At 71.2% G+C, this 11,732-nt stretch carries 13 protein-coding genes; 8 read left to right on the top strand and 5 right to left on the bottom strand.

Annotation, left to right across the window (positions count from 1 at the left end; genetic code table 11):
• Positions 1 to 240: 240 nt before the first annotated feature.
• Positions 241 to 825, bottom strand: coding sequence for a GAF domain-containing protein (locus OV207_RS09905; protein ID WP_267554512.1), 585 nt, complete (start codon positions 823 to 825; stop codon positions 241 to 243).
• Positions 826 to 1,080: 255 nt separating this feature from the next.
• Positions 1,081 to 1,344 (bottom strand): hypothetical protein, encoded by a 264-nt coding sequence (locus tag OV207_RS09900; RefSeq protein ID WP_193346889.1) that lies wholly within the window; start codon positions 1,342 to 1,344, stop codon positions 1,081 to 1,083.
• Between the two features lie 339 nt (positions 1,345 to 1,683).
• Here OV207_RS09900 and OV207_RS09895 point away from each other — a divergent pair, with 339 nt between their 5' ends.
• The 4 genes from OV207_RS09895 to OV207_RS09880 all read left to right on the top strand — a co-directional run bounded on the left by OV207_RS09895 (position 1,684) and on the right by OV207_RS09880 (position 7,069).
• Positions 1,684 to 2,145 (top strand): hypothetical protein, encoded by a 462-nt coding sequence (locus OV207_RS09895; protein ID WP_193346890.1) that lies wholly within the window; start codon positions 1,684 to 1,686, stop codon positions 2,143 to 2,145.
• A 61-nt stretch (positions 2,146 to 2,206) separates the two neighbouring features.
• Positions 2,207 to 3,634, top strand: a complete 1,428-nt coding sequence (locus OV207_RS09890; RefSeq protein WP_267554510.1) for an ATP-binding protein — start codon at positions 2,207 to 2,209, stop codon at positions 3,632 to 3,634.
• Positions 3,631 to 4,992 carry a sigma-54-dependent transcriptional regulator gene (locus OV207_RS09885; protein WP_193346892.1) on the top strand — a complete coding sequence of 454 codons (1,362 nt, stop codon included), beginning with the start codon at positions 3,631 to 3,633 and terminating at the stop codon, positions 4,990 to 4,992. The genes OV207_RS09890 and OV207_RS09885 overlap by 4 nt, the downstream gene beginning before the upstream one ends.
• 160 nt (positions 4,993 to 5,152) lie before the next feature.
• The gene (locus OV207_RS09880; RefSeq protein ID WP_267554508.1) at positions 5,153 to 7,069 is read left to right on the top strand and encodes a L,D-transpeptidase family protein; all 1,917 of its coding nucleotides are present in this window, start codon (positions 5,153 to 5,155) and stop codon (positions 7,067 to 7,069) included.
• Positions 7,070 to 7,085: 16 nt separating this feature from the next.
• Here the strand turns inward: OV207_RS09880 and OV207_RS09875 are convergent, their stop codons facing one another.
• Genes OV207_RS09875 through OV207_RS09865 form a run of 3 tightly spaced genes read right to left on the bottom strand, consistent with a single transcriptional unit; the run spans position 7,086 to position 8,960 of the window.
• Positions 7,086 to 7,502 carry a secondary thiamine-phosphate synthase enzyme YjbQ gene (locus tag OV207_RS09875; protein WP_193346893.1) on the bottom strand — a complete coding sequence of 139 codons (417 nt, stop codon included), beginning with the start codon at positions 7,500 to 7,502 and terminating at the stop codon, positions 7,086 to 7,088.
• A gap of 22 nt (positions 7,503 to 7,524) precedes the next feature.
• Positions 7,525 to 8,259, bottom strand: coding sequence for an alpha/beta hydrolase (locus OV207_RS09870; RefSeq protein WP_267554506.1), 735 nt, complete (start codon positions 8,257 to 8,259; stop codon positions 7,525 to 7,527).
• Positions 8,256 to 8,960 (bottom strand): peptidylprolyl isomerase, encoded by a 705-nt coding sequence (locus OV207_RS09865; RefSeq protein ID WP_267554505.1) that lies wholly within the window; start codon positions 8,958 to 8,960, stop codon positions 8,256 to 8,258. Before OV207_RS09865 ends, OV207_RS09870 begins: the two co-directional genes overlap by 4 nt.
• Before the next feature lie 76 nt (positions 8,961 to 9,036).
• Here OV207_RS09865 and speD point away from each other — a divergent pair, with 76 nt between their 5' ends.
• The 4 genes from speD to OV207_RS09845 are packed head-to-tail and all read left to right on the top strand — an operon-like array spanning position 9,037 to position 11,720.
• Entirely contained in the window at positions 9,037 to 9,387 is a 351-nt protein-coding gene (gene speD, locus OV207_RS09860) for an adenosylmethionine decarboxylase (protein ID WP_193346895.1), read from the top strand.
• Complete coding sequence (locus OV207_RS09855) at positions 9,384 to 11,297, top strand: DUF4178 domain-containing protein (RefSeq protein ID WP_267554503.1); 1,914 nt, start codon at positions 9,384 to 9,386, stop codon at positions 11,295 to 11,297. Before speD ends, OV207_RS09855 begins: the two co-directional genes overlap by 4 nt.
• 34 nt (positions 11,298 to 11,331) lie before the next feature.
• Complete coding sequence (locus OV207_RS09850; RefSeq protein ID WP_193346897.1) at positions 11,332 to 11,493, top strand: hypothetical protein; 162 nt, start codon at positions 11,332 to 11,334, stop codon at positions 11,491 to 11,493.
• A complete protein-coding gene (locus tag OV207_RS09845) occupies positions 11,493 to 11,720 on the top strand; it encodes a DUF350 domain-containing protein (RefSeq protein ID WP_128795006.1) in 228 nt (75 codons plus the stop codon). Before OV207_RS09850 ends, OV207_RS09845 begins: the two co-directional genes overlap by 1 nt.
• Positions 11,721 to 11,732 lie beyond the last annotated feature (12 nt).

Genomic DNA, 11,732 nt, shown 5'->3' with positions numbered 1-11,732 from the left:
GAGCTGGGTGGCCTTGTGGACCTCCCCCATGCCTCCGGTACCGACGAGCTTCTCCAGGCGGTAGCCGCTGATGAGGTCAGGGGTCCGGGCACGGCTGATGGCGGTGGGCTCAATCGAGGACATGGGCAGGGCGCAGGGCGGCGAGGGTAGCAGAAACGGGCCGCCGCGTTACCGCTCCTCGCCTGCTCCCGGCCGCCTCCCCGTCCGCGGGGTGGGCGGGCAGTCGTGACCCGGGTGCGCTCAGGTATCCCCGGAGGCGGTGCGCAGCACGCTGGTGAGGTTGGTGCGCACCTGGGACAGCGAGGAGCGCATGTTCGCGTGCCGCACCGACGCGCCAATGGCCCGCGCCAGGGACTTGAGCAGGGACACCTCTTCGGGGCGCCACACGCGCGCCTGGCGGCAGTCCTCGAAGGCCACGAACCCCCACCACTGCTTGGCCGGGGTGATGGGGCACAGCAGCACGGACTGGACGCCCTGGCGCTCCAGGACGTCGCGCATCAGGGGCGGCGCCTCGCGGGCGGCGCAGGAGACCACCATCCCGGCCTCCAGCATGTCCATCCACGCCAGCGCGTAGTCGCGCATCGCGAAGGAGCGCAGCACCGGGTGCGCGTGCGGGGACACGACGCCGGGCTCCGCCCAGGCGTGGCGCAGGTCCGTGAGGAACCGGCCCGCCAGGTTCGTGGTGCGGTTCTCGAAGATGCAGGCGCGGTCCACCTTCAGGGTGCGGGCCACCATGCCCAGCGCTTCCGCGCCCGTGGCCGCGCACAGGCCCTTGTCCAGCAGCAACCGGGACGCTTCGGACACCTTCGTGAACGCTTCCACCATGACCGTCTCGCTTGAAGGGGGGGAGGGGGACGCCCCTTCTTGTCGTGGATGCATTGGCATCCACCTAAAGCCCATTAAGCAGGATTCTTCTGGCGCTGTCAAATGGTGGTTTTGCTGAAATTCTAAGAACGAGAATGTTTTGCGGTGTCCGGTGCCGGAAACGACGACAGGGGCACCCCCTGGGAAGGGAGCGCCCCTGTCGGGCACGGCGTCATGCCCATCCCTTGGAGACGGGCGGACGGTGCGGTGGCGGGACTACTCCGCCGCCTTCTCGGTCGTGGTCTTCTTCTCGGTGGTGGTCTTCTTGGAGGCCTTCTTGCCCGTGGCCGTCTTGCCCTCGGTCTTGGTCTCCGTCTTGGACTCGGTCTTCACTTCACCGGTCGTGGGCGCGGGGGCAGCGGCCTCCATCTTCGCCTCGGCGGCGGGGGCCGGCTGCGCGGCGGGGGCGGCGGCGGGCGCGGGAGAGGTGGCGAAGGCGGTGGAGGCGGCGAACAGGGCGGCGACGATGACGGTCTTCATGGATGGCTCCGGGGAACGACACGCCGACGCGGGATTGCATCGGTTGTTGTGCGCTGACCCAAGAGCACCGGGCGTGCCAGTCCCCGTTTTGAACAACTTCGCGGGTTTCCCGGGGTGGGAGTGGATCCACCATGGGGAGAAACTCCTCAGTTGAAACCGCAACGATGGGTGCAAGCTCCCCAGGCAGGCGCACGGCGCTTTGACGGCATCAGTGCTCTTCTGCAAGCTGTGACGCGTTCTCCCTTCCCGAGCGCCAGGCGCCGGGACCTTGTAAGGAGCACGTTGCCCGGCGGTCCTCGTCTCGCATGTCGCGCGTCCAGGGGTCGGGAGAGATGGCGTATGCGGCACCTGCTGGTCGCATGGAGCATGGCGTGGCTGGGCCTGGGATGCGCCGCGACCATCCCGCTCGAGCGCCTGCAGGCCCAGGTGTTGGAAACCGAGCGGTGGCAGCGCGACTTCCAGGCCGAGCGCGAGCGCACCGAGGTGCTGGCGGCGAAGCTGGCGGCGCTGGAGTCCGCGCTGGAGGAGCTGGCGCAGCAGCGCGCGGAGGCGGAGCAGGCGAGAGCGGAAGCCGAGCAGGGCCGCTCCGCGGCGGTGGACGAGCTGGCGCGGCTGGAGACGGAGCGCCACGCGCTGGAGGAGCACAACGCGCAGCTGCTGGCGCGGCAGCGCGAGCTGGCGGCGCTGCACGAGGAGCTGTCGGACGTGTGGTACGAATCCGCGCTGGAGCGCGCGCGGCGCCGCACCCAGCCGCCCCTGCCGGGCGAGACGGCCACCGAAGCCACCCGGCCGGTGCCGTGATGTTTCCGAGGGCGCCCCGTCCGGGGCGCCTTCCCCTTCTTCAAGGAGCGTGGGCGTGGCGATGAACTCGCGGACCCCCATCCGTGGCTACCGCGCGGGTTTCTTCTTCGTGGTGATGATGCTGTCGGCCGTCACCGCCTTCACGCTCTGGACGGAGGTGCGCACCGGCCATCAGGTGGACGCCCTGGTGCTGGAGGCGCTGGAGCGCGCCAGCCTCATTGGCCGCATCCGCGTGGACGTGATGTCGCTGGAGTCCGCCATCGAGGCGCACGTGCGCTCCACCGGCGACGCCGAGCGCAAGGAGGCCGACGCGGTGATGGAGGACATCCTGGGCAGCATCCGCCGGGCCTCCGAGGCGTACATGCGCCACCTGCCTCCCGGCGAGAAGGAGGTGTGGCTGCGCTTCAACGGCGCGTGCCAGGGGCTCGCGGATCAGGTGCGCGCGGCGGCGGTGTTCTCGCGCCAGCGCGACGCGGAGCGCGCCCGGCGCCACCTGGTGGAGAGCATCCGCCCGCTGGCGGCGGAGGTGGACACGCTCGCGGGAAAGCTCGCCACGGAGAACGCGGACGACGCGCGCGTGCTCGTGGGCCGGCTGGGCACGCTCCGGGTGCGCAACACGGCCCTGGGCGCGGGCACCACGCTGCTGGCCATCCTCCTGTCGGTGCTGGTGGGCTGGCACATCATCCGGCTGCTCAAGCGACAGGACGCCACCATCCAGGGACAGTTCGAGGAGCTGGGCCGGCACAACCAGGAGCTGGACGCCTTCACCAGCCGCGTGGCGCACGACCTGATGGGCCCGCTGTCCCCGCTCAAGGGCTACCTGACGCTCATCCGGCGCTCGGGCGCGGTGAAGGACCCGGGCGCGCTGGAGATGATCTCCCAGTGCGAATCCAGCGCGGTGCGCATGGGGGAACTCATTGAAGCGCTGCTGCGCTTCTGCCGCGCGGGCAACCGGGGCGACGGGACGGCGGGCGAACTGGACACCGCGGTGAGCACGCTGCTGCTGGAGGTGAGCCAGACGGCCGCGGCGCTGGGCGTGTCGCTGGAGCGCGAGCTGGAGCCGGGCGTGCGGGTGGACTGCCCCGCGCAGCTGCTCCAGGTGGTGGCGCGCAACCTGTTGTCCAACGCGGTGAAGTACACGGCGGGGCGGCCGGATCCGCGCGTGAAGGTGCGGGTGGCCACGGAGGGGCCGGACGCGGTGGTGGAGGTGACGGACAACGGGCTGGGGATGAGCGCGGCGACGCAGGCGTCGCTGTTCCAGCCGTTCTTCCGGGCCGCGGAGGTGCGCGGCATTCCGGGCCACGGCCTGGGGCTGGCCACCACCCGGCGCGTGGTGGAGGCGCACGGAGGGACACTCACGGTGCATTCGGAGGAGGGCAAGGGCACGCGGATCCGCGTGCGGTTCGCACGGGCGGCGAGCACGGCGGCGCCGCTTGTGGTGGAGTCCGGGCCGCAACGGGACCCCTCCTCCATCCGCAAGGCCTCATGAGCTCAGCCCGAATCCTCGTCGTGGATGATGACCCGCATGCGCGGGACCTGCTGCAGCGCCTGCTGGGCGTGCTGGGCCCGGTGGCGCAGGCGGCGGATCCAAAGGGCGCGGCGGAGCGGATGGGCGAGCAGGCCTTCGACCTGGTCCTCACGGACATGGCGATGCCGGACCCCGGCGACGGGCTCAAGGTGCTCCAGACGGTACGCTCCACGCTCCCGGACACGCCCGTCATCGTGGTGACGGCGTTCGGCAACATCGAGGGGGCGCTGGACAGCATCCAGCAGGGCGCCTTCGACTACCTGTCCAAGCCCTTCGACGTGGACGCCATCATGCGGGTGGCCAAGCGGGCGCTGGAGCAGAAGCGGCTGGTGGAGGAGAACCGCACGCTGCGCAAGCAGGTGGAGCGCACGTCGCTCGTGGGCCGCAGCCAGGCGCTGCTGGAGGTCTACAAGCAGGTGGCGCGCGCGGCGACGAGCAACGTGCCGGTGTTGATTACCGGTGAGACGGGCACCGGCAAGGAGATGGTGGCGCGCGCGCTGCACAGGCGCTCGGCGCGCTCCAGCGGGCCGTTCATCCCCATCGACTGTGGCGCCATCACCGAATCGCTGATGGAGAGCGAGCTGTTCGGCCACGCGAAGGGCAGCTTCACGGGCGCGTCGGGTGCTCGGCGCGGCCTGTTCGAGGAGGCCAACGGCGGCACGCTCTTCCTGGACGAGATTGGCGACGTGGGGATGAAGGTCCAGTCGCAGCTCCTGCGCGTGCTCCAGGAGGGGGAGATCCGCCGCGTGGGCGAGAGCGTCCCGGTGAAGGTGGACGTGCGGGTGCTGGCGGCGACGAACAAGGATTTGAAGGTCCGGGTGACGGACGGGCTGTTCCGCGAGGACCTCCTGTACCGGCTGGACGTGGTGCACCTGCACCTGCCGCCCCTGCGCGAGCGGCGCGAGGACATCCCGGCGCTGGTGGAGCACTTCGCGGCGCTGCACGCGCGCGGCGGCGTGCGGCCGGTGGTGACGGCGGACGCGATGGCGCGGCTCACGGTGTACGACTGGCCGGGCAACGTGCGGCAGCTGGAGAACGTGATGGCGCGGGCGCTCGCGCTGAACGTCACGGGCGTGCTGGGGCCCCCGGACTTCCCGGAGCCCATCGGTGACGCGCCCAAGCGGCTCACCGGCCTCGCGGGCGACTTGCCGAGCCTCGCGGAGCTGTCGCGGCGGTACGCGGCGCATGTGCTCCAGCATGTGGGCGGCAACAAGAGCGAAGCGGCGCGGCTCCTGGGCGTGGACCGCAAGACGCTCTACAAGCTGTTGGAGGCGCCCGAGGCGCCGGAGGTCATCCCGCCCACCGAAGGTCGGAGCTGATCCGCGCCCGGCCTGGGCAGGGAAGGGCGCGCGTTCCGCCACTCGTGGCAATGACCGCTGAGGACGCAAGCCCTGCCCACCCAGGCGCTTGCGCGCGCAGGAGATCGCACCTGGGCCGACGTTGAGGATGTCGGCGGGGACCCGTACCGTAGCGACCTGTATGCGCCGCTGGTTCTCGCTCGGACTTCCCCTGATGTTCTTCGCGTGCGCTCCGGTGGAGCCGCCCGCCCCTCTTGCTCAGGTGGATGCGGGCAGCGCGCTGGCCGGGATGGGGCTGGCGTCCGTCGCCGCTCCGCCCGATGCCGAGCCTTCGTCGCTTGAATCCGCGGAGGCGCTGCGCTCCGCGTGGCAGGCCACCGCGCCGGAGCCTTCCTCGGATGGCGGCGTGCCGCACGCCACGGCGTCCGCGCTGATTGAGCCCATGGATCCGTCGGAGCTGGCGGACCCACCGGAGGAGGACGGAGGCGCGGGCGGTGCGCTCGCCCTGTCGCTGGCGCCTTCGCTCTCCCAGACGCCTTCGCGTGGCGCGAACCCGCAGGCCCTGCCGGGCGAGGAGGAGCCCCAGGTCATCACCGAGTCCGAGGTCCCCGTGCTGGAGCTGGGACCTGATGGCGAGCCGCTGCTCGACGCGGACGACTTCGCCCAGGAGCCCGTGCCGCCCGTCGCCGTCGAGCCCCTCCTCGGTGACGCGCCCGTCGCGGACGTGGGCTCCCGGCCGGATGGAACGCCCGCCGCTGGAGACGTAGGCGCTGACCCGAACGGCACACCGCCCGGCGTGGACCCTGGCTCCGACGGGGACGCCACCCCCGAGGCACCGCTCGCTGCGCTGGATGCGGGCTTCGAGCCCTACGCCGTTCCGTACGCGCCGGACGCCGGTTCGCTGCGCGTGCGCCGCTCCATCGCGGTGCGCTCGGAGCCCCGGCAGGACTCGCCGCCCCTGGGCACCGTGGCCCAGGACATGCGCGTGACCTGGCAGGAGGGCGCGATGCGCGGACCCGACTGCGAGACGTGGGTCCACCTCCAGCCTCGCGGCTGGGTGTGCGAGCGCTACCTGGAGCAGAACTTCCGTGAGCCCCGCGTGCGCACGCTGCCCCGCGTGGAGGAGGGCGCGCTCACGCCCGGCATCTACGCGCGCGTGGTGGGCCGCCGCGTGCGCGCCTACCCGAGCCTCGCGCTCGCCCGCAGGCGCAAGCAGGGCGTGCTGCTCAAGGGCTCCGTGACGGTGAAGCTCCAGGGCCAGGTGAAGGTGGGCCGGCGCACCTTCTGGCGCACGTCGGACGGCCAGTACTTCGAGGCGCGCGTGCTGCGCGAGCACCGCCCCTCCGACTTCAGCGGCCTGGACGCGGAGGCCCTCGCGTCGCTGCCCATGCCCTTCGCGTGGGCCCAGTCCCGAGGCGCCCCCCGCTCGGACGTGGTGGTGCGCGTGGCCCCGGACGCCAGGGCCGCCCGCCAGACGGTGCTCCCGCCCCGCACGCTCGTGTCCGTGCGCGAGCTGTCCCCGGATGGCCAGTGGGTGCTGATTTCAGGGGACCACTGGGTGGCGCGCGACGACCTGCACGTCGCGTGGTCTCTGGCGTCCCCGTCCATCGTGGCGCCCGGCGCGAAGTGGCTGGACGTGGACCTGGAGTCCCAGGTGCTCATCGCCTACGAGGGCGACCGCCCCGTCTACGCCACGCTCATCTCCTCCGGCAGCCCCGGCACCGACACCCCTGAAGGCCTGTTCCGCATCTGGGTGAAGTTCGCCGAGGCCGACATGACGGGCAGCACGGGCAACGCCAGCTACCGCGTGGCCACCGTGCCGTGGACCATGTTCTTCGAGGGCGACTTCGCGCTGCACACCGCCTACTGGCACGACCGCTTCGGCGAACCGGTGAGCCACGGCTGCATCAACCTGGCCCCGAAGGACGCGCGCACCCTCTACGGGTGGACCACGCCCGACGTGCCCACCGGCTGGTCCATGGCCCACGCCATGCCGGACGACCCGGGCACCTGGGTCCGCATCCGGGGACAGGCCCGCGTGCAGCCGAAGAAGCGCCGGGGCCCCGCCCCCGTGGTCGCCACCCTCAGCGACCTGTGACGCCAGGGGGCCGCGCTCACCCGCCCAGCACGGACACGGTGACGCGGCGGTGGTGCGGCGACGTGCGGTGCTCCCAGACGTAGACGCCCTGCCAGGTGCCCAGATCCGCCGCGCCGTCCTTCACCGGCACGGTGAGCGACACCTGCGTCAGCACCGTGCGCACGTGCGCGGGCATGTCGTCCGGCCCCTCCGCGTCGTGCTGGAACAGCGGGTCGCCGTCCTTCACCAGCCGGGAGAAGAAGGCCTCCAGGTCGCGCTGGACGACGGGGTCCGCGTTCTCGCTGATGAGCAGGGACGCGCTCGTGTGGTGCAGGAACAGCGTGCACAGGCCGTCGCGGATGCCCGTACCCTTCACCGCCCGCTGCACCTCGTCGGTGATGTCCACGAGGCCCCGACCCCGCGTGGACACCGTCAGCTGCTTCGCCTGATACACCGGATGCCTCCGTCTTCGCGGGTCAGCGCCCGTCCAGCCGCTTCACCAGGAACGCGGCCAGTTGTTCCAGCTCCCCGGTGGTGAGCGTGTGCCCGCCATCAAAAGGTAGGAACTCCACCGGCATCCCTGCCTGGGTCAGCATGTCGCGCAGGCGCTCGCCCTCCTGGAAGGGGAGCACCGCGTCCTGGCGGCCGTGGCCCTGGAACACCGGCAGCGCCGAGCGCGCGCGGGCCTTCGGCATCCATTCGTCCTGCGCGACCAGGGCCCCGGACAGCAGGCACAGGCCGGCCGGCGACTCCTCCAGCCGCAGCGCCACGTCCGTGGCGATCATCGCGCCCTGGCTGAAGCCGCCCAGCACGATGCGGCCGAAGGGGTGCTGGAGCGCCGCCACCGTGCTCATCAACGCGCGGCGCGCGGCGGGCATCCCCTCGGGCACTGCCCGGCAGAACTGCTCCCAGTCCCGCTGCTGCCCCATCAACACGGACTCCGGCAGCGCGAACCACGCGCGCCCGTGGGGCATGCCCAGGTTCTCCAGCGACAGGGGCGCCTCCGGAAAGACGAAGCGCACGGCCTCCGCGAGCCGGGGCGCGGCGTTCATCAGCTCCGGCGTCAGCCCCACCAGGTCCGTGCCGGGTGCGCCGAAGCCGTGGCCGAGCACGACCACCAGCTCCGGCTTCGCGCCCTCCGGGAGGGCGTCCACGACGTGGCAGTTCAGCTCGCCCAGCTTCGTGCGCACCAGGCGCGGACGGAGGCTCACGGCTGCGCGTCGCTGATGGTGATGTGCTGGATGACCACGTCCGTGTCGGGCCGGTCCTGGCGGCTGCGCGGCACGTTGCCGATCTTCTCCACCACCTCGTAGCCCGTCACCACCTCACCGAAGATGGTGTGCCGGCCGTTCAGGTTCGTCGGCGTGCTGGTGGTGATGAAGAACTGGCTGCCGTTGGTGCCCGGGCCCGCGTTGGCCATGGCCAGGATGCCCGGCTTGTCGAAGCCGCGCATGCTCTTGAACTCGTCGTCGAAGCGGTAGCCCGGGTCACCCCGGCCGGTGCCCGTGGGGTCGCCGCCCTGAATCATGAAGCCCGGGATGACGCGGTGGAAGATGGCGCCGTCGTACAGCGGCTTGCCCTCCACGCGCTCGCGCGTCTTGGGGTCGATCCACGGCTGCTCGCCGGTCGCGAGCCCCACGAAGTTGGACACCGTCTTGGGCGCGTCCTTGGAGAAGAGCTTCAGGACGATGGTGCCCTGGTTCGTCTCCATCTTCGCCCAGAGGTCCTGGCCCTCCAGCGCCTTCTTCTGGAAGCCCTTCGCGGTGGCCGCGTCCGTCTGGAGGCTCACCGTGCGGGGAGCCGCCGGCTTGGTGGGGGTCGGGGAGGCCTTGCCGCCTTCGGACTCCTTGTCCTTGGAGCACGCGGTCAGGGCGAGGCAGAGGAAACCAACGGTCAGGAATGAGGTGCGCATGGCGGGCGCATCCTAGCGGCTTTCGGCACGGCCACGGCGTGCTAAAGAGTGCGTCCATCCCCGGAGGTTTCCCCCTGTGACAACCGGACAGGAATGGCTGGTTGACGCGAGCGGCTGCTCGCCGGAGAGGCTCAAGGACGCGCCCGCGCTGGCGGCCCTCTTCGAGGCGCTCGTCGTCACCCTGGACCTCAAGGTCATGGGGCAACCCCAGTGGCACGTCTTCCCGGAGCCCGGGGGCATCACGGGCCTGGCGCTGCTGGCCGAAAGCCACCTCACCCTCCACACCTTTCCGGAGCACGGCTTCGCCGCGCTCAACGTCTATTGCTGCCGCACCCGCGCGCGTCCGGACTTCGACGCGCTGGTGGCCCACCACCTGGGGGCCACGTCGTGCCGCGTGCGTGAGCTGTCGAGAGGGGTGGAGGCGTGACGCAGGGGGCGTGTCCGTCGTGTGGTGCGAGCGTGGAGTTCACCGCCGGTTCGGCGCAGGTGGTGGTGTGCGGCCACTGCCAGACGGTGGTGGCGCGCGCCGGCGCGGAGCTGGAGGCCCACGGCCGCGTGGCGCGCGTCGTGGAGACCGAGTCCCCGCTGCGCCTGGGCCTGGAGGGGCGCCTCAACGGCGTCTCCTTCCAGATCGTCGGCCACCTCCAGAAGGACCACGGCGCCGGCCCCTGGGACGAGTGGTACGTGGAGCTGTCCGACAGTCGGACAGGTTGGCTCAGCGAGTCCGAGGGCGCCTTCCACCTGCTCTTCGCCGGGGGCGTGGAGGAGGGGCTGCGACTGGAGGACCTGCACCCGGGCGGGCGCCTGCGCCTGCGCAACCGCCCCCTGGTGGTGGAGGAGCGCGGCCACGGGCACGTCACCGCCGCGGAGGGCCAGCTGCCGGACGACGTCGACCCGTCCCAGGACTCCTGGTACGTGGACGCCACGGGCCCCCGGGGCCTGTTCGTGTCGCTGGACTTCGGCTCGCGCGACCGCGACCCGGAGGTGTTCCTGGGGCAGAAGCTGGAGCTGTCGCAGCTGGGCATCCCCGCGGGCGACCTGCGCCCCCGCGTGCGCAAGGCGCAGCTGCAGCAGGCGCGCTGCACGAACTGCAACGGGCCGCTGGAGTTGCGCGCGCCGGACCAGACGCTGCGCGTGGCGTGCCCGTACTGCGGCGCGCTCATGGACGCGAGCCAGGGCAAGCTGAAGTTCCTCAAGCTGCTCCAGAAGCCGGAGCTCCCCTCGGACATCCCCCTGGGCGCGAAGGGCACGCTCGACGGGACGGAGTGGCTCTGCATCGGCTACCAGGAGCGCTCGTGCGTGGTGGAGGGCACGCGCTACCCGTGGCTGGAGTACCTGCTCTACCACCCGGCGCGCGGCTTCACCTGGCTGATGGAGTCCACCGGCCACTGGGTGTTCCTCAAGCCGCTGGCCGCCGGTGACGCGGAGATCGTCCCGCACATCTCCGCGCACTACGAAGGCCGGCGCTACAAGGCCTTCCAGTCCGTCCAGGCCGTCACCGACGCGGTGGTGGGCGAGTTCTACTGGAAGGTGACGCAGGGTGAGACGGCGCAGGCCACGGAGTACGTCGCGCCGCCGTACTCCATCAGCGAGGACGCCACCGACAACGAGGTGACGTACACCCACGGCGAGTACCTGACGCCGGAGCAGGTGCGCGACGCCTTCAAGCTGAAGGACCCGCTGCCGCCTCCCCGGGGCATCGCGCCCAGCCAGCCCAACACGCGCCGGCAGGCGCTGTGGCGGACGCTGAAGTGGACGGGCCTCTGGCTCGTGGCCCTGGTCGCGCTGTCGCTCTTCTTCCAGGCGCGGGCGCTGAAGGCGCAGGTGCTGGACCTCCAGGTGCGGCTGCCCCCGGACGCGGCGTCGGGCACGCCCTCCGCCATGCACTTCAGCGAACCGTTCGAGCTCACGCGCGACGGCAACATCCGCGCGGAGGTGGCCATGTCCACCGTGCTCAACAATTCGTGGGTGGGCGTGCAGGGCGACCTGGTGAACCAGGACACGCAGGAGGTGGTGAGCTTCTACGAGGAGATCAGCTACTACCACGGGCGCGACAGCGACGGCTCCTGGAGCGAGGGTGGCAACCACGGCAGCGTGTTCCTGTCCACGGTGCCCAAGGGCACGTACGTGCTGCGCACCACCACGTCGTTCGACCCGGCGATGAAGTTCAAGTCGAACCTGCAGGGCGTCGCCTACCGGGTGGTGCTGACGCACGACACGCCGAACCAGAGCTGGCTCATCATCGCGCTGGCGCTGATGCTGCTGGGGCCGGGGCTGTCGTTCATCAGCGCCCTCGGCTTCGAGACCGAGCGCTGGAAGGAAAGCAACCTGCAGTAGGGCTCCCCCAGGGGGAGCATGGTGGAGGTGGACGATGAGGTTCCTGGGTGGGGTCGTGCTGCTGGCGTATGCGTGGGCGACCTATACGGGCTGGGCTCCCTTCAGCAACGAGGAGCGCGGGCGGGTGACAGGCGATGTTCGGCGCGGCCCTGGCGGCGTGCTGCTGTGGACCGGTGGATTCATGGGAGGCAAGTGATGCTGCTGCTCGGAGTGGTGGTCACGCTGCAGGGAGTGCTGGCGAGCGTCATCTATTCGCTCATCGGCCTGGTGGTGTTCGTGGCCGGCTTCTACGTCATCCGCCTCATCCTCCCCTTCGACGTGCACAAGGAGATCGAGGTCGACCAGAACACGGCGCTGGGCATCGTCATCGGGTCCTTCATCCTGGGTCTGGCCATCATCATCGCGGCGGCCATCAGCGGCTGAACGACGTGACGC

This window comes from Corallococcus sp. BB11-1 (genome assembly GCF_026626625.1).
Taxonomy (GTDB): Bacteria; Myxococcota; Myxococcia; order Myxococcales; family Myxococcaceae; genus Corallococcus; species Corallococcus soli.
The sequence above is the reverse complement of the archived record's forward strand: the minus strand, read 5'-3'. Positions and strand labels throughout refer to the sequence as shown.

What these genes read in the sequence shown, in the direction of transcription:
- OV207_RS09905 (WP_267554512.1), bottom strand. Translation starts at nt 825, where the DNA reads ATGGTGGAAGCGTTCACGAAGGTGTCCGAAGCGTCCCGGTTGCTGCTG.
- OV207_RS09900 (WP_193346889.1), bottom strand. Translation starts at nt 1,344, where the DNA reads ATGAAGACCGTCATCGTCGCCGCCCTGTTCGCCGCCTCCACCGCCTTC.
- OV207_RS09895 (WP_193346890.1), top strand. Translation starts at nt 1,684, where the DNA reads ATGCGGCACCTGCTGGTCGCATGGAGCATGGCGTGGCTGGGCCTGGGA.
- OV207_RS09890 (WP_267554510.1), top strand. Translation starts at nt 2,207, where the DNA reads ATGAACTCGCGGACCCCCATCCGTGGCTACCGCGCGGGTTTCTTCTTC.
- OV207_RS09885 (WP_193346892.1), top strand. Translation starts at nt 3,631, where the DNA reads ATGAGCTCAGCCCGAATCCTCGTCGTGGATGATGACCCGCATGCGCGG.
- OV207_RS09880 (WP_267554508.1), top strand. Translation starts at nt 5,153, where the DNA reads ATGCGCCGCTGGTTCTCGCTCGGACTTCCCCTGATGTTCTTCGCGTGC.
- OV207_RS09865 (WP_267554505.1), bottom strand. Translation starts at nt 8,960, where the DNA reads ATGCGCACCTCATTCCTGACCGTTGGTTTCCTCTGCCTCGCCCTGACC.
- OV207_RS09850 (WP_193346897.1), top strand. Translation starts at nt 11,332, where the DNA reads ATGAGGTTCCTGGGTGGGGTCGTGCTGCTGGCGTATGCGTGGGCGACC.
- OV207_RS09845 (WP_128795006.1), top strand. Translation starts at nt 11,493, where the DNA reads ATGCTGCTGCTCGGAGTGGTGGTCACGCTGCAGGGAGTGCTGGCGAGC.